Consider the following 17200-nt stretch of genomic DNA (forward strand, 5'->3'; position numbering starts at 1 on the left):
CGCGCCCCCCGGACCCCCCGCGGGATATTTGCAGACCAATGCAGGTGGGGGGAACGGAGGCGGAACATCGGGCTTTCCTTGTGCGGGCGGCGCGCCTATGTTCGCGGGATGGACCTGACCCACGATTCCGATCACGAGGCACCCGTGCCTTTGTCGCGTCGCGCCATGGCGGCGCGGCCTGCACCCTATCTTGAGGGGCTGAACGCCGCGCAGCGTGCCGCCGTCGAGGTGCTGGAGGGGCCGGTGCTGATGCTGGCCGGTGCCGGAACCGGCAAGACCCGCGCGCTGACCACGCGGATTGCGCATCTGCTGACGCAGGGGCTGGCGCGGCCGGGGCAGGTGCTGGCCGTGACTTTCACCAACAAGGCCGCGCGCGAGATGAAGCTGCGGATCGCGCGGCTGTTGGGCGAGACGGTCGAGGGGATGCCCTGGCTGGGCACGTTCCATTCGATCAGTGTCAAGATCCTGCGCCGCCATGCCGAGATGATCGGCAATGGCACGCTGCATCTGAAGCCCAGTTTCACCATTCTGGACACGGATGATCAGATCCGGCTGCTGAAGCAGCTGATCGCGGCCGAGAATATCGACGAAAAGCGCTGGCCCGCGCGGCAACTGGCCCATCTGATCGACGGCTGGAAGAACCGCTGCCTGACGCCCGGCACTCTGCCGCGGGGCGAGGGTGAGGCCTTTGATGGCAAGGGGGGCCGGCTGTATGCCGCCTATCAGGAGCGGCTGCTGACCCTGAACGCCGTCGATTTCGGCGATCTGCTGATGCATTGCGTGCTGCTGTTTCAGGCGCACCCGGATGTGCTGCGGCAATGGCAGGACCGGTTCCGCTATATTCTGGTGGACGAGTATCAGGACACCAACGTCGCGCAATACATGTGGCTGCGGCTGCTGGCACAGGCGCATCGCAATATCTGTTGTGTCGGCGATGACGACCAGTCGATCTATGGCTGGCGCGGCGCCGAGGTCGGCAATATCCTGCGCTTTGAGAAGGATTTTCCCGGCGCGCAGGTGATCCGGCTGGAGCAGAATTACCGCTCGACCCCGCAGATTCTGGGTGCGGCATCCGGGCTGATCGCGGGCAATCAGGGGCGGTTGGGCAAGACGCTTTGGACCGATGCGGAGGCGGGCGAGAAGGTGCGCCTGATCGGGCATTGGGACAGCGAGGCCGAGGCGCGCTGGATCGGCGATGAGATCGAGGCGTTTCAGGGCGGGCACCGGGCCGCACTTGGGCCGGTGGGGCTGGATCAGATCGCGATTCTGGTGCGGGCCAGCCATCAGATGCGGGCCTTCGAGGATCGCTTCATGACCATCGGGCTGCCCTATCGGGTGATCGGTGGCCCGCGGTTCTACGAGCGGCAGGAGATCCGCGATGCGATGGCCTATTTCCGGCTGGTCGTGTCCCCTGATGACGATCTGGCATTCGAGCGGATCGTGAACACGCCCAAGCGGGGTCTGGGCGACAAGGCGGTGCAGACGGTTCAGCATGCGGCGCGGCAGAACGGCGTCAACCTGCTGGAGGGCGCGCGGATCGTGGTCGAGGACAAGCAGCTGGGCGGCAAGGCGCTGGCCAATCTGCGTGATTTCGTCGGCCTGATCGGGCGCTCGCATATGGCGGTGCGTGATGGCGTGCCCCATGTCGAGCTGGCCGAGCGGATTCTGGACGAATCGGGCTATACCGCCATGTGGCAGAGCGACAAGTCGCCCGATGCGCCGGGGCGGCTGGACAACCTCAAGGAGCTGGTCAAGGCGCTGGAAGAGTTCGAGAACCTTCAGGGCTTTCTGGAACATGTCTCGCTGGTCATGGACCGCGACGAGGGCGAGCAGGTCGAGCAGGTCAGCATCATGACGCTGCATGGCGCCAAGGGGCTGGAATTCCCGGTCGTGTTCCTGCCGGGATGGGAGGACGGGCTGTTCCCCAACCAGCGCGCCATGGACGATCAGGGCAATCGCGGGCTGGAGGAAGAGCGGCGGCTGGCCTATGTCGGCATCACGCGGGCCGAGCGGCTGGCCACGATCAGCTTTGCGGGCAACCGGCGGCTTTACGGGCAGTGGCAGTCCAGCATGCCCTCGCGCTTTGTCGATGAACTGCCCGAGGAACATATCGAGGTGCTGACGCCGCCGGGTCTGTACGGGGGCGGCTATGGTGCGGCGATGGCGGCCGCGGGCAGCGTGCAGATGCATGACCGGGCGGCGAAGGCCGATGTCTATAACTCGCCGGGCTGGAAGCGGATGCAGGCGCGCGCGGCCGAACGCAAGACCCCGGTGGGGCGGGTGCCGGTGACCATCGACGCGGCCCCCGTGGCGCGGTTCAGCGTGGGGGACCGGGTGGTGCACAGCAAATTCGGCGAGGGGCAGGTCATGGGCATCGCCGAGGACACGCTGACCGTGCAGTTCGACGCCGGGTTCAAGAACGTCAAGGCGTCCTATGTTCAGCCGGCGGGTGGTGACGACGTTCCTTTCTGAGCGGGGCCTTTCTGAACCGCGCCCTTCTGATCGGTCGATTGCCGATCGGTGACGCGCTTCAGCCGGGCGGCAAGGCCGCGCGGGGTGCTGCGGGCGCGCTCAAGCGCGGTTGCATATTCGGCGGCGATGTCCAGATCGGGGTTGTCGGCGGCCAGCCGCAGCAGGCGGAAATGGATCTGAGCGACGCGTTCGTAGTAATCCACGAAGGCATAGTTGATCGCGGCCCCGGTCGCAGCCCCCAGCACCGGCACCGCCTGCGCGCCCAGCTTGGTCGTCAGCTTGGTCGCGAAGCCGCTGGCAAAGCGTGAAATCAGCGCCGAGACCGCCTGCCCGTTGGTCAGCACGCGATTGGCCAGATAGGATTTCGCGGCGGCATCGCCCGCCTCGCCCGGTTCGCCGAACTGAAAGACGGCCAGACATTCCAGCCGGATCTGGGCCTCGGTCGTGTCAAAGCCGTGGCGGCGCGCCACCTTCTGGATCGAGTTGAAGATCACCGTGGTCGAGGCGACCAGATCGGGCACGATCCCGGCCAGCCCGAACCAGCCGCCGGTCGCGCCCGACAGGACGGCGGCGGCGCGGTTGGCGATCAGCGGCGCGTCACGCACCACGCTGACCCCGTCGCCCCGGCCCGACAGATCGTAAAGCTGGGTAAAGGCGGTCTCCAGCACCTTTTCCAGCGCGACGGGCGACAGGCCCAGAACGGTCGTGGCGGCACCCTCGGTCAGGCGGCCCACGGCCTCGACGCCGCGCATCAGCAGGCTGCGGCTGCCGATCTGGCGCAGGGCGATGGCATCCAGTTCGGCGCGCAGGGCGGCCTGCGGGTCGGTGGGAAGGGTGGTGGGCAGGGTGGTGGGCAGCGTCATGGCATCACTCCTTGGCTGGTCCTGATCTGGGGATTGCCCGTGTCGGGGTCAATTGCCGCATCAGCCGGCCCAGCCGGGATCGGTGGTAAAGGCGATGGTCAGCCAGCGGTCGCGGCTTTCGCCGCCAAGGGCGGTGCCGATTTCCTCGCGGATGGCGTCCCATTCCTCCAGCCGCATGGGCGGCCAGCCGGTGGGGACGATGAAATACAGCTCGATCTGGCGACCGCGCCCGACGCGGGCGACATAGGCGCGGTGGCCCAGAAAGCCGTGGCGGGCGCAGGTTTCGGACGCCACCTGATCGACCTGGGCCTTCATCTCGGGCGGGGTGATCAGCAGCATGTCCGACAGCGCGCTGCGGATCGTCGGGATCGGCAGCGGGATCACCACCAGACAGACCAGCGCCAGAACCGCCGGGTCGATATAGGGCGAAAGATGCGCCAGCGGCGTGCCCTGAATCAACCAGCCAAAGACAAAGGCCACCAGCAGCGCGCCGGTCAGCGCCGCCGACATGGTCCAGCCCTTCACGTCCAGCGCCACGAAATTCGACCGGATCGCGCGGTTGGCCCGGTGGTTATGGGTGGCCATGATGCTGGCCGTGACCACGACCAGCGCCGCATAGATGATGGCCTGACCGAAATCCAGATCGCGCCCGCCGGTCAGCAGGCTGCCCACCGCCGTCACCAGCGCATAGACCGCAGCCCCGGTCAGCAGCACCCCGGTCAGGCCCAGCACCATCGGCTCCAGATGCCAGAACCCCATGGTGAACCGCTCGACCAGCCGCGCCTGACGCGCCTGCGAGATGCGCTGCGTGATCAGGGTCGAGACCAGCAGCGCGATCGAGGTCATGCTGGCGTCGATCAGCGAATAGATGCCGTCAAAGATGATCGAGGCTGCGCCGCTGGCCAGACCAAAGCCGACGCCTGCCAGCGCCAGCACAAAGGTCATGGCGATCGACAGTCTGAGAACGCTCTGTTCCGTCTTCATCTTCTCTGCCCTCATCCGCCGCCCAACGCGGCCCGGTTGCTGCCGGTTGCGACACCGTGCCCCTGTGGATGTCGCATTTCACCGTGATCTGCCGCAAGCCGCCTTGAGTGATCCGGCCTCAGCCGCCATTCTGCGCCCAACCAGCAGGAGCCCGCATGCCCCACGCCCCCGATGATGCCCCCGACAAAGCTACCCGTTCAGGCCGCTATTCCGTCTTTGCCCTCGCGCGTGAGGCGCTGCGCCAGCATAGCGGCTGGCGCCGGGCATGGGCCAACCCGCTGCCGCGCCACCGCTACAAGGTGATCGTGGTGGGGGCGGGGGGTCACGGGCTGGCCACCGCCTATTATCTGGGAAAGAATTTCGGCATCACCGACATTGCGGTGATCGAAAAGGGCTGGCTGGGCGGCGGCAATACCGGGCGGAACACGACCATCATCCGCTCGAACTATCTGCAGGACCCTTCAGCGGCGATCTATGAGAAGTCGCGCAGCCTGTATGAGAACCTGTCGCAGGATCTGAACTACAACATCATGTTCAGCCCGCGTGGGCTGATCATGCTGGCCCAGACCGAACACGAGATCCGGGGCTACCGGCGCACCGTCCATGCCAACAATCTGCAAGGCGTGGCGACCGAATGGCTGGAGCCTGCGCGCGTGCGCGAACTGGTGCCGATCATCAACCTTGCGGGGCCGCGCTATCCGGTTTTGGGCGGGCTCTATCAGGCGCGGGGCGGCACGGCGCGCCATGACGCGGTGGCCTGGGGCTATGCGCGGGCGTGCAGCGACATGGGCATGCACATCATCCAGAACTGCGAGGTCACCGGCGTCGAGACCGGGGCCGGGCAGGTCCGTGCCGTCCAGACCAGCAAGGGCCGCATCGGTTGCGAGAAGCTGGCGATCGTCGTGGCGGGCCATTCCAGCCAGTTGGCCGGAATGGCCGGGTTCCGCCTGCCGATCGAAAGCGTGGCGCTGCAGGCGCTGGTGTCCGAGCCGGTCAAGCCCTGCATGGATGTTGTGGTCATGGCCAACACCGTTCACGGCTATCTGTCGCAATCCGACAAGGGCGAGATGGTGATCGGCGGCGGCACTGACGGCTTCAACAACTTCACTCAGCGCGGCAGCTGGCAGCATGTCGAGGAAACCGTCCGCGCATTGATCGAGACCTTCCCGATGCTGTCGCGCCTCAAGATGCTGCGGCAATGGGGCGGTATCGTGGACATGACCGGCGACCGATCACCCATCCTGTCGGCGACGCCGGTGGGCGGGGTCTTTGTGAACTGCGGCTGGGGCACGGGCGGTTTCAAGGCGATTCCCGGCTCGGGCTGGGCGATGGCGGAACTGGTCGCGCGCGGCACGCCGGGGCCGCTGGCCCAAGGATTCGGGCTGAACCGGTTCCGCGAAGGGCGCTTTGTCGACGAGTCGGTCGCCGCCGGCGTGGCGCACTGAACCGGCGGAGAAGCGCGCATGAGGGCAGGGGACGGAACCATGAGCAGGACTGGCGCATTGTTGCGTGAATGGACTGATGACCGAAAGGGACCAACATGGCTGATCGCAACAACAATAGCCTCTATTTCATCGTCGGCGGCATCGTGGTCGTGGTGGCGCTGCTGTTTTTCTTCATGTCGGGCAGCAGCGATACCGGGACCGGCACGGTCGACACGACCGCGCCTGTGGCTGACACGACGCCCGCCCCGGCGGCCGGTGACACCGTCATTATCGACGCCTCGCCCGAACCCGCGGCCCCGGCTGACGCGCCCGCGATGGACGCGCCCGCACCAATGGATGCACCCGCGACCGACGCACCCGCTCCGGCGAACTGATCCGGTCCGGGCCACCGGCCCGCCCCCCCGCACGACATGTCCCGGATGGCCCCGCCATCCGGGCCTTTCCGCATGTCCGCCCCTGATCCCCGCAGCCGTGATCCCCGCAGCCGTGATCCCCGCAGCCCTGATCCCGCAAAGGAACGCCCCATGCTGATCCTGACCTGCCCCTGCTGCGGCATCGCCGCCGAGGAAACCGAGCTGCATCCGGGCGGTGAGGCACATCTGACCCGCATCGGCCCCGCGGGAACCGATGAGGAGTTCGAGTCCTACCTTTTCGCGCGCAGCAATCCCAAAGGCGTGCATTTCGAACGCTGGCGCCACGCCTATGGCTGCGGCAAGTGGTTTCTGGCCGCCCGCTGCACCGCGACCCTGCAGGTCTTCGGCACCTACAGCGCCCAGACCAAACGCCCCCCCGACGACATCATTGCGGCGATCCGCAAGGCCCGCCCCGATTGGCAACCCTATTGGGAGCCCGACCAGACGCCCGCGACCCCTGCCGAAAGCGCCGCCGAATGACCCATGTGCCTCCCTTTCGCCTGCCCTCGGGCGGTCGCCTGATCGACCGCGCCTTTCAGCTGCCGTTCCGCTTTGATGGCCGCCATCTGCGCGGGCTGACGGGCGATACCCTCGCCTCGGCGCTTATGGCGAATGGCCAGATGCTGATGGGCCGGTCGTTCAAATACCACCGCCCGCGCGGCCCCATCGCCTCGGGGGCCGAAGAGCCCAACGCCTTGCTGGGTCTGGGGCAGGGCGGGCGGTTCGAGCCGAACCAGCGCGCCACCACCACGGCGCTGGTGGCGGGCATGGTCACGCGCAGCCAGAACTGCTGGCCCAGCCTCGATGCCGATATCGGCGCGGTGAACGGCTGGCTGGCGCCGGTCCTGCCCGCGGGGTTCTATTACAAGACCTTCATCCATCCCCGCCCCTTCTGGAAGCACCTGTTCGAGCCGGTCATCCGCCGCAGCGCGGGGCTGGGCCGGGCGCCGACCGACCCCGATCCCGACCGGTACGAGCAGGCCTATGGCTTTGCCGATGTGGTGGTCGTCGGCGGCGGCATCGCGGGCCTGACGGCTGCGCGCGAGGCCGCAGCGCAGGGCGGCCGCGTGCTGGTGCTGGAACAGGCGGGCCATTGGGGCGGGCGCACCCCCACCGATCACGAGGGCGGGCAGGCCGCCATCGACGCCCTGCTGACCGACCTGCGCGCGCGCGACACCGTCACCCTGCGCCGCAACTGCATGGCGACCGGCCTCTATGACCACGGCTATCTGATCGCCCGCGAGGCTCTGGCCGATCACGACCCCAATCAGGGCATCCCGCGCCAGCGGCTGTGGCGCATCCGCGCGGGCCATGTCGTCACCGCCACCGGCGCGCTGGAGCGTCCGCTTTCCTTTGCCTGCAACGATGTGCCCGGCGTCATGCTGGCCTCGGCTGCGCGCGATTTCATCGCCGATTACGGCGTGGCCCCCGGCCAGCGCATCGTGGTGGCGACCAACAATGACGACGCCTATCGCACGGCTCTGGCGGCACATGCGGCGGGGCTCGACGTGCCCGCAATCATCGATGCCCGCCCGCTGGCCGATGGCGCCCTGCCGCAGGCCGCCCGCGCGGCGGGCATCACCATGCTGACCGGCACCGGCATCGCCAGGGTGATGGGCGGCAAGCATGTCGAGGGTGTCGTGATCTGCGACCAGTCCGGCACGGGCCGCCCGCTGGACCGGATCGCCTGCGACGTGGTGGCCATGTCGGGCGGCTGGTCGCCGGTCGTGCATCTCTACAGCCATTGCGGCGGCAAGCTGCTCTGGGACGAGGCGCAGGCGCTGTTCCGCCCCGACCCCGACCGCCCGCCTCTGGGCGCCGACGGGCGCGGCAATGTCACCGCCACAGGCGCCGCCAATGGCGATCTGACCTGCGCCGGTGATCTGGAACACCCCGAGGGCGCGACCCTGCCGGTCTGGGTCATGCCCTCTGCGGCGCCCTATAAGCTGCGCGCCAAGATGTGGCTGGATTTCCAGAACGACGTGAAGGTCAGCGACGTGGAACTGGCCGCGCGCGAGGGCTATGCCTCGGTCGAACACACCAAGCGCTACACGACCCTCGGCATGGCGACCGATCAGGGAAAGCTGTCCAATATCAACGGTCTGGCGATCCTGTCTGGGGCGCTGGACCAGCCCATCCCCGCCACCGGCACGACCACCTTCCGCCCGCCCTACACGCCCCTGACCCTGGCCACCATCGCCGCCGAGGCCAGGGGCGACGCGTTCCAGCCCTTGCGCAAGACGCCCCTGCATGGCTGGCACGAAACCCACGGCGCCAGCTTTGAACCCGTGGGCCAGTGGCGCCGCCCCTATTGCTATCCCCGCGCGGGCGAGGATCGCCACGCCGCCGTCAACCGCGAGATCACCGCAGTCCGCGCAGGCGTCGGCACACTGGACGCCTCGACCCTGGGCAAGATCCTCGTCAAGGGGCCGGATGCGGGGCGTTTCCTCGACATGATCTATACCGGCATGATGTCGACCCTGCCGGTGGGCAAATGCCGCTATGGCCTGATGTGCAGCGAGAACGGCTTTCTGATGGATGACGGCGTGGTCGCGCGGCTGTCGGGCGACACATGGCTCTGCCACACCACCACCGGCGGCGCCGACCGCATCCACGCCCATATGGAGGACTGGCTGCAATGCGAATGGTGGGACTGGCAGGTCTATACCGCCAACCTGACCGAACAATTCGCCCAGATCGCCGTCGCAGGCCCGCAGGCCCGCGCCCTGCTGGAACGCCTGCCCGGCAGCATTGATCTGTCGCAACAGGCGCTGCCCTTCATGCACTGGGCGGCAGGCGACATCGCGGGCATCCCCGCCCGCATCTTCCGCATCAGCTTTTCGGGCGAACTCAGCTATGAGATCGCCGTGCCCGCCAGCCGCGGCCTGGAACTGTGGGAGCGTCTGCACAATGCCGGCCGCGATCTGGGCCTGACCGCCTATGGCACCGAGGCCATGCACGTGATGCGCGCCGAAAAGGGCTTCATCATGATCGGGGATGAAACCGACGGCACCATCATCCCGCAGGATCTGGGGCTCGACTGGGCGATCTCGAAGAAAAAGCCCGACTATATCGGCAAGCGCGCGCAGCGCCGGACCCATATGACCGACGGCAAACGCTGGCAGCTGGTCGGGCTGGAAAGCCTGTCGGATCAGGCCCTGCCCGACGGCGCCTATGCGGTGGACGAGGGTGTGAACCCCAACGGCCAGCGCCGCGTGCAGGGGCGCGTGACCTCCAGCTATCATTCGCCCACGCTTGGCCGCCCCGTCGCCATGGGGCTGGTGCGCCACGGCCCGGCCCGCATGGGGCAGGTGCTGGATTTCCCGATGCCCTCGGGCGAGGTGATGCAGGCCCGGATCACCGATCCGGTGTTTTACGACAAGGAAGGGAGCCGCCTGAATGGATGAGACAGTCATGGCTGAACCACTCGCCACCATCACCCGCGTCACCGGCCTCGGCATGATCACCATCCGCGCCGATCTGTCCCGCGCGGGCGACGCGCTGGCCGAGGCTGCGGGCCTCAGCCTCCCCGAATGCACCGGCATCACGACCGATGGCAGCCGCAGCCTGGCCTGGATGTCGCCCGACGAAGTGCTGCTGATCCTGCCCGCCCCCGAGCTGCCCGAGGCGCTCACCGCACTGGAACAGGCACTCACCGGCGAACATGGCCTGATCGTTGATGTCTCCGATGCCCGCGCGGTCTTTGACGTGACCGGCCCGCATGCGGCGGATGTGATCGCCAAGCTGGCGCCGGTTGACGCGGGCGCGATGCCGCCGGGCCATCTCCGCCGCACCCGCATGGCCCAGACCGCCGCCGCCATCTGGCGCACGGATCAGGGCTTCCGCCTCGCAGGCTTCCGCTCGACCGCGGACTACCTCGGCCTCATCCTGCAGAACGCAGCCCTCCCCGGCACGCGGCTCGCCCCCCGCTGACACCGCCCCCCGCTGACACCGGCCTTCACCTGCTTTGGTCACGAAATATCCTCGGGGGGTGAACTGGCCGCAGGCCAGGAGGGGGGCAGACAGCCCCCCTGCGCCCTCCCGGTCAGAGCCGACCCTCAGGAACCCGCCCCCGCCCCCTTGCGTTGATCCGCCGAATACGGGACTGTGCGCCCGGCAAAGATCTCAACCCCTTCAGAAAGGACCGGATCATGGCTTTCACGCTTCCCGATCTTCCCTATTCCCATGACGCGCTGGCCGATGGCGGCATGTCGCGCGAAACGCTGGAATTCCACCACGACAAGCACCACAACGCCTATGTGGTCAAGCTGAACGAGCTGGTGGCCGGCACCGAATGGGAGGGGAAATCCCTCGAAGACATCGTCAAGGGCACCTATCAGCCCGGCGCCGTGGCGCAGAACGGCATCTTCAACAATGCCAGCCAGCACTGGAACCACGCCCAGTTCTGGGAGATGATGGGTCCCAATCCCGGCGCCATGCCGTCGGAACTGGAAGCCGCGATCAAGGACAGCTTTGGTTCGGTCGACGACTTCAGGAAGAAATTTACCGAAGGCGGCGTGGGTCAGTTCGGCTCCGGCTGGGTCTGGCTGGTCAAGACGGCCGAGGGCAAGCTTGAGATCACCAAGACCGAGAACGGCGTCAACCCGCTCTGCTTCGGCCAGACGGCGCTGCTGGGCTGCGACGTGTGGGAGCATTCCTACTATATCGACTTCCGCAACGCGCGGCCGAAATACCTGGAAAACTTCCTCGACAAGCTGGTGAACTGGGAAAACGTCGCCTCGCGCATGTAATCGCGGCGAGACGCACAGTCACTGGCCCGACCCCGGCCCGCCCCGAAAGGGGCGGGCCTTTTGCGTGGCCCACCGCCCCGTGATGGCGCATGCCCGGCGCAACCATTGGCTTTCCGTCGCCGGGCGGTATAAGACGGCCTGCAACCGGAATTTTTCGCACGAAGGCGGCCATGGCCAACCAGAACGACAGCTTCATCGACGAGGTGACCGAGGAACTGCGCCGCGACCGGCTTTATCGCGCGTTGCGACGCTATGGCTGGATCGGGATTCTTGTGATCGTGCTGGTCGTCGGCGGCGCGGGCTGGCGCGAATACAGCCGCGCGCAGGACCGCACGAATGCGCAGAACTGGGGCGATGCGGTGCTTGCCGCCGAGGCCCAGGGCGATGCGGCGGCGATTCTGGCCGTCGATGCGGGCGGGCGGGCCGGGCGCGAGACGCTGGCGCGGCTGCTGGCCGCCGCCACCCAGACCGGGGCGGGCGAGCGCGAGGCCGCGATTGCCACCCTGCGCGAGATGTCGGGCCGCGATGGCGTGCTGGGCGAGCTGGCGCAGCTCAAGCTGGTGATGCTGGCGGGGCCGGATCTGGGCGCCTCGGAACGCGATGCGATGCTGACGCATCTGTCGCGCGCCGGTGCCCCGTTCGAGCTGCTGGCGCTGGAACAAAAGGCCGTGGCGCTGGTCGGCGCGGGCCGGGCCGAGGATGCGCTGACCCTGATTGCGCAGATTCAACAGAAGGATGGCCTCACCGAAGCCTTGCGTCGGCGCCTGTCCGAGATGATGATCGCCTTGGGCACCGAACCCGATGCCCAACCCCAACTGCTGGGCGGGGCCGGGAACTGATGCCGCGCCGCGCCCCATGCACAGCGACTGGACGAGGGAGAGCCGAGGCATGACCCCCACCTTGCGATATGGTCTGGCACTTGTGGCGGGCCTTGGCCTTGCGGCCTGCGGTGACCGCGACGTGATCCTCGAGGGTCAGCGACTGGACCCGCTGGCCGTTACCTCGCCCGATGGCCCCGCCATCGAGGGGCCTGCGGGGATCACCGGCACCGCGCTGTCGCTGGCTGCCCCCTCGGGCAATGCCGAATGGACGCACCGGGCGGGCAATGCCGCGCATCAGCCGGGCCATGTGGCGCTGGGGCAGGGCACCAGCCGCATCTGGTCGGCGCCGATCGGCGAGGGCGATACCCGCCGCCACCGCATCGTGTCCGAGCCGATCCTCGGCGGCGGCCTGATCTATACGCTGGACAGCCGCGCCAACGTCACCGCGACCGCCCCCAATGGCGGCCGGGTCTGGAGCACGGACATCACCCCGGCCCTTGAGGCGCGCGACAGCGCCTCGGGCGGGGGCGTCGCCTATGAGGGCGGGCGCATCTACGCCACCACCGGCTTTGGCGAGCTGGTCGCGCTGGACGCGGCTTCGGGCGGGGTGCTGTGGCGCCAGCGCGTCGGCGCCCCGGTCGGCGGCGGGCCTGCGGTGCAGAACGGCACCGTCTATGTCGCCGCGCGCAACAATGTCGGCTGGGCCGTGCGCGCCAGCGATGGCCGGGTGCTGTGGCAGACCGGCGCCACGCAGTCGGGCTCGGGCGTCATGGGCGTCTCGGTGCCTGCGGTGCAGGGCAATCAGGTCATCTTCCCCTTCTCGTCGGGCGAATTGCTGGCCGTGGACCGCGAAAGCGGGCTGACCAACTGGAATAGCCAGGTCGCGGGCACCCGTCCGGGGCGCAGCATTGCGGTGATCCGTGACATGACCGGCGATCCGGTGGTGTCTGGCAGCCGCGTCTATGCGGGCACCTCGGCGGGGCGGATTCAGGCCGTCGATCTGGCCACCGGCATGACCGAATGGTCCGCACGCGACGGCGCCAACAGCCCGGTCGTCGTCGCGGGCGGCTCGGTCTTTGCCGTCAATGATCAGGCCGAACTGATCCGTTTGGACGCCGTGACCGGGGGCGTCATCTGGCGCCGCCCGATGCCCTATTACACCACCGACCGCGTGCGCCGTCAGGACCGCATCCACGCGCATTACGGGCCGATTCTGGCCGGAGGGCGGCTGTTTGTCGCCTCCAGCGACGGGGTGCTGCGGGTCTTTGACCCGGCCTCGGGCACGCTGACCGGACAGGCTGATATTCCCGGCGGAGCCGCCGCCGCCCCGGTCGTTGCCGGACAAACCCTTTACGTCGTTGCTCGAAACGGCCAGTTGCACGCATATAGATGACATTCACACTCGCCATAGTCGGCCGGCCCAACGTCGGAAAATCCACCTTGTTCAACCGTCTGGTTGGCAAGAAGCTGGCGCTGGTCGATGACCAGCCCGGCGTCACCCGAGACCTGCGTGAAGGCGCAGGCCGACTTGGCGATCTGCGCTTTGTCGTGATCGACAGCGCGGGCCTTGAGATGGTCGAGGATGACAGCCTTCAGGGCCGCATGCGCCGCCTGACCGAGCGTGCCGTGGACGAGGCCGATATCTGCCTTTTCGTCATCGACGCCCGCGTCGGCGTCACGGCGGCGGATGAATATTTCGCCGAAATCCTGCGCCGCCGCGCCAAGCATGTCATCGTCGCCGCCAACAAATCCGAAGGCCGCGCAGGCGAATCCGGCGCGCTGGAGGCCTATGCTCTGGGTCTGGGCGAGCCGCTGCGCGTCTCGGCCGAGCATGGCGAGGGGTTCGATGATCTTTATTCCGTGCTGATGCCGCTTGCCGACCAGATCGAGGCCGACCGCCCGGCCCCCATCGCCGCCGTCACCGATGTGGACCTGTCCGAGGAAGACGCCGAAACCGGCGCGGGCGCCGAAGACTGGCGCCCGTCCGAGGCGCGGCCCCTGCAGCTGGCCGTGATCGGGCGGCCCAATGCCGGGAAATCGACGCTGATCAACAAGATCATCGGTCAGGACCGGCTGCTGACCGGCCCCGAGGCGGGCATCACCCGCGATTCGATCAGCGTCACGACTGAATTCATGGGCACGCCCATGCGCATCTTTGACACGGCGGGCATGCGCAAGCGCGCCAAGGTCACCGACAAGCTGGAAAAGCTGTCGGTGTCCGACGGGCTGCGCGCCGTGCGCTTTGCCGAGGTGGTTGTCGTCCTGCTGGATGTCGAGATCCCCTTCGAGACCCAGGACCTGCGCATCGCCGATTTCGCGGAAACCGAGGGCCGCGCGGTCGTCGTGGCGGCGAACAAATGGGATCTGGAAGAGGACAAGCCGCAAAAGCTGAACGAGCTGCGGGCGAATTTCGAACGCCTGCTGCCGCAGCTGAAAGGCGCGCCGCTGGTCACCGTCTCGGCCCAGACCGGCAAGGGGCTGGACCGGCTGCATGCCGCCGTGCTCAAGGCACATGAGGTCTGGAACCGCCGCATCTCGACCGCGCGGCTGAACCAGTGGCTGGGCGTAATGACCGAAAGCCACCCGCCCCCGGCACCGGGCGGGCGCCGCATCCGGCTGCGCTATATGACGCAGATCAAGACCCGGCCCCCGGCCTTTATCGTCAAGGCGACCCATACCGACCAGATCCCGACCAGCTATGAGCGCTATCTGATCAACGGGCTGCGCGCCGATTTCGACATGCCCGGCACGCCGATCCGGCTGACCTTCCGCGATCAGGGTGTCGACAACCCGTTCAAGGCCAAGGGCGACAAGATCAATCAGTCGGGCGCCCTGTCCAAGCATAAAAAGCGGCAGCGCCCCAAGGCGTGATCCGCCGGGCTGCGCGCCTCAGGACGCGGCGCGCACCAGCACGATGGCCATGCTGGCAATCCCCACAATCGCCCACAGCGCGATCAGGGGGGCGGTGCCCATGGTCGTGATCGCCATGGCGCAAAACGCCCAGATCAGCGCCGCCGAATAGCCGATGCTGGGCCCGATCCAGATCTGCGCGACAATCCCGACCGCCGTCGCCGGCAGGATCGCCGTGGCCGAGATCAGCACCACCGGCATCTGCATCAGCCTGTCCGCCATGATGGCCAGCGCCGCCGAGGTCACCGCGGTCATCCATCCTGCGTAGAATCCGATCGCGGGCCGGTGCCGCCCCGCCGCGCGCCGAGACGCGACAATCGCCGCGCCCGTCGCCGCACACATCGCCACGGCCAGCCCGGCCGGGCTGTCGCGCAACAGCGCAGGTGCCGCGCTTGCAATCAGCAGAGATATGACAAAAAGCCCCTGAACCCGCGGCTGGCGCCGGACCGATGCGGGCCCTTCGGACGGGTCGATCCACTGGCCGATCGCGTCCAGAGCCACCACGGCCCAGACCACCAGCAGCAAGGTCCACATCAGCGGGTTGTCAGGGGCAAGATAGGTATAGGCAAGATGCTGGCCCCGCAGCGACATGGCCAGTGGCAACCCCGGACCCGGCTGCAATGCGCCCAGCACACCGGCGGTCACAAAGACCGCCGCTGCCAGACCATGTGCGATGTTGCCCAGAGATGTCATACCACCGGAACGCCGCTGCTGCCGCTGCGGTTTCCGGCGCCGGCAGGCTGATGCGATCTCAGCCCAGCCGGCCTTCGGCACTCAGCCGCGTAGCGCCGCCCAGATAACGCGACAGCACCTCGGGCAGCACGACCGAGCCATCCGCCTGCTGGCCGTTCTCCAGCACCGCGATCAGCGTGCGCCCCACCGCCAGACCCGATCCGTTCAGCGTATGGACGAATTCCGGCTTGCCACCGCCCGGGGCGCGATAGCGCGCATTCATCCGCCGCGCCTGATAATCGCCGCAATAGCTGACGCTGCTGATCTCGCGATAGCGGTCCTGACCGGGCAGCCAGACCTCGATGTCATGGGTGATGCGCGCGCCCGCCCCCATATCGCCCGTGCACAGCACGATGGTGCGATAGGGCAGTCCCAGCGCCTCCAGCACCGCCTCGGCACAGCGGGTCATCCGCTCATGCTCGGCCAGCCCGCTCTCGGCATCAGTGATCGAGACCATCTCGACCTTCTCGAACTGGTGCTGGCGCAGCATGCCGGTCGTGTCGCGCCCCGCGCTGCCCGCCTCCGAGCGGAAGCACTGGCTATGCGCCACCATCCGGCGCGGCAGGTCCGCGTGATCCAGCAGATCGCCATGCACGGTATTGGTCAGCGTCACCTCGGCGGTGGGGATCAGCCAATACCCCTCGCGGGTCTGATAGCTGTCCTCGCCGAATTTCGGCAATTGCCCGGTGCCCAGCATCATCTCTTCCAGCACCAGCACCGGGGTCCAGGTCTCCTCCAGCCCATGCTGATCCACATGCAGATCCAGCATGAACTGCGCCAAAGCCCGGTGAACCCGCGCCACGGCCCCCTTCAGCACCACAAAGCGGCTGCCCGACAGCTTGGCGCCGGTCTCGAAATCCATGCCGGGCACGACCCCGGCAATCTCGAAATGCTCGCGCGGGGCGAAATCCAGCATGGGCGGCGTGCCCCAGCGGCGCAGCTCGACATTGTCCGCCTCGTCGCGCCCCTCGGGGACCCCCTCCAAAGGCAGGTTCGGAATCGTCAGCAACAGATCGCGCAGCCGCCCGTCCAGATCGGCGGCCTCGGCCTGCATGCGCGCAATCTCGGCCTTGGTCTCGGCCACCCGCGCGCGCAGCCGCTCGAACCCGGCCTCATCGCCGCGCGCCTTCGCGGCGCCCACATCCTTGCTGGCGCGGTTCTGCTCGGCCTGCGCGGCCTCTGCCGCGGCGATCCGGGCGCGACGCTCGGCATCCAGCGACAGGATCTGCGAGGTCAGCCCCGACAAGCCGCGCCGGTTCAGCGCGGCCTCAAAGCCTTCGGGATTCTCACGGATGGCCCGGATGTCATGCATGGCGTTGACCCTTCAATGCGAAACCCGGCCTGATTAGCGCACCCCGCGCCGCCACGAAAGCCCAGCCCCTGCATTGGTCCACAAATATCCCGGGGAGTCGCGCTTGCGCGACGGGGCAGAGCCCCTGCACCTCCCCCCCAAACATACCCTATTGCGCGCAGAACAGCCGGTACATCAGCGCCACGACCTCGGCGGCACGCGGGTCGGCCACCGAATAGAACCGCGCCTTGCCGTCGCGTCGGCACTGCACCAGACCCTCGGCACGCAGCCGGGCCAGCTGCTGGCTGACAGCGGCCTGCCGCTGACCCAGCAGCGCCTCCAGCTCGCCTACGGTCTTTTCGCCGCCCGACAGATGGCACAGGATCATCATCCGCCCCTCATGGGCCAGCGCCTTCATGAACGCACTGGCCTCGGCGGCGCGTTCGACCATGTCTGCGGCAGGCGCCTGCGGCGCCATGGGATCGGCCGGTCTCTGGTTCATCTGGCTGTCCTCTGGC

15 protein-coding genes are annotated in these 17200 nt (G+C 67.8%); 10 read left to right on the forward strand and 5 right to left on the reverse strand.

Going from position 1 to position 17200, the window contains the following annotated elements; all coding sequences use genetic code 11:
* Window positions 1–108: 108 nt before the first annotated feature.
* Entirely contained in the window at window positions 109–2472 is a 2364-nt protein-coding gene (locus ACK41U_RS10695; RefSeq protein ID WP_409679580.1) for an ATP-dependent helicase, read from the forward strand.
* Here ACK41U_RS10695 and ACK41U_RS10700 read toward each other — a convergent pair.
* Both ACK41U_RS10700 and ACK41U_RS10705 read right to left on the reverse strand, forming a co-directional pair.
* Window positions 2439–3335: an EcsC family protein gene (locus tag ACK41U_RS10700; protein WP_409679583.1), complete on the reverse strand. Its 897-nt coding sequence runs from the start codon at window positions 3333–3335 to the stop codon at window positions 2439–2441. The genes ACK41U_RS10695 and ACK41U_RS10700 overlap by 34 nt on opposite strands.
* A 60-nt stretch (window positions 3336–3395) precedes the next feature.
* Entirely contained in the window at window positions 3396–4319 is a 924-nt protein-coding gene (locus ACK41U_RS10705; RefSeq protein ID WP_409679586.1) for a cation diffusion facilitator family transporter, read from the reverse strand.
* A 155-nt stretch (window positions 4320–4474) separates the two neighbouring features.
* On the opposite strand from ACK41U_RS10705, the gene ACK41U_RS10710 reads away from it, so the two are divergent.
* The 9 genes from ACK41U_RS10710 (at window position 4475) to der (ending at window position 14620) form a co-directional block, all read left to right on the forward strand.
* Window positions 4475–5764 (forward strand): sarcosine oxidase subunit beta family protein, encoded by a 1290-nt coding sequence (locus ACK41U_RS10710; RefSeq protein ID WP_409679589.1) that lies wholly within the window; start codon window positions 4475–4477, stop codon window positions 5762–5764.
* A gap of 95 nt (window positions 5765–5859) precedes the next feature.
* The gene (locus tag ACK41U_RS10715; protein ID WP_409679592.1) at window positions 5860–6138 is read left to right on the forward strand and encodes a hypothetical protein; all 279 of its coding nucleotides are present in this window, start codon (window positions 5860–5862) and stop codon (window positions 6136–6138) included.
* Between the two features lie 150 nt (window positions 6139–6288).
* Window positions 6289–6657 carry a sarcosine oxidase subunit delta gene (locus ACK41U_RS10720; protein ID WP_409679595.1) on the forward strand — a complete coding sequence of 123 codons (369 nt, stop codon included), beginning with the start codon at window positions 6289–6291 and terminating at the stop codon, window positions 6655–6657.
* Complete coding sequence (locus tag ACK41U_RS10725; protein WP_409679598.1) at window positions 6654–9584, forward strand: sarcosine oxidase subunit alpha family protein; 2931 nt, start codon at window positions 6654–6656, stop codon at window positions 9582–9584. Before ACK41U_RS10720 ends, ACK41U_RS10725 begins: the two co-directional genes overlap by 4 nt.
* The gene (locus ACK41U_RS10730; protein ID WP_409679600.1) at window positions 9577–10110 is read left to right on the forward strand and encodes a sarcosine oxidase subunit gamma; all 534 of its coding nucleotides are present in this window, start codon (window positions 9577–9579) and stop codon (window positions 10108–10110) included. Before ACK41U_RS10725 ends, ACK41U_RS10730 begins: the two co-directional genes overlap by 8 nt.
* Window positions 10111–10328: 218 nt before the next feature.
* Window positions 10329–10928, forward strand: coding sequence for a superoxide dismutase (locus tag ACK41U_RS10735; protein WP_409679603.1), 600 nt, complete (start codon window positions 10329–10331; stop codon window positions 10926–10928).
* Between the two features lie 170 nt (window positions 10929–11098).
* Complete coding sequence (locus ACK41U_RS10740) at window positions 11099–11767, forward strand: hypothetical protein (protein WP_409679606.1); 669 nt, start codon at window positions 11099–11101, stop codon at window positions 11765–11767.
* A gap of 49 nt (window positions 11768–11816) precedes the next feature.
* Window positions 11817–13142 (forward strand): PQQ-binding-like beta-propeller repeat protein, encoded by a 1326-nt coding sequence (locus ACK41U_RS10745; RefSeq protein ID WP_409679609.1) that lies wholly within the window; start codon window positions 11817–11819, stop codon window positions 13140–13142.
* The gene (der, locus tag ACK41U_RS10750) at window positions 13139–14620 is read left to right on the forward strand and encodes a ribosome biogenesis GTPase Der (protein WP_409679611.1); all 1482 of its coding nucleotides are present in this window, start codon (window positions 13139–13141) and stop codon (window positions 14618–14620) included. The genes ACK41U_RS10745 and der overlap by 4 nt, the downstream gene beginning before the upstream one ends.
* A gap of 18 nt (window positions 14621–14638) precedes the next feature.
* On the opposite strand, the gene ACK41U_RS10755 is transcribed toward der, so the two are convergent.
* From ACK41U_RS10755 to ACK41U_RS10765, 3 genes are all read right to left on the reverse strand, one after another.
* Complete coding sequence (locus tag ACK41U_RS10755) at window positions 14639–15352, reverse strand: hypothetical protein (RefSeq protein WP_409679614.1); 714 nt, start codon at window positions 15350–15352, stop codon at window positions 14639–14641.
* A gap of 58 nt (window positions 15353–15410) precedes the next feature.
* Window positions 15411–16703, reverse strand: coding sequence for a serine--tRNA ligase (gene serS / locus ACK41U_RS10760; RefSeq protein ID WP_409679616.1), 1293 nt, complete (start codon window positions 16701–16703; stop codon window positions 15411–15413).
* Window positions 16704–16851: 148 nt separating this feature from the next.
* Window positions 16852–17184: an ArsR/SmtB family transcription factor gene (locus tag ACK41U_RS10765; protein ID WP_409679619.1), complete on the reverse strand. Its 333-nt coding sequence runs from the start codon at window positions 17182–17184 to the stop codon at window positions 16852–16854.
* Between the last annotated feature and the right edge of the window lie 16 nt (window positions 17185–17200).

The sequence above is a fragment of the Paracoccus sp. (in: a-proteobacteria) genome (assembly GCF_046289755.1).
Lineage (GTDB): Bacteria > Pseudomonadota > Alphaproteobacteria > Rhodobacterales > Rhodobacteraceae > Paracoccus.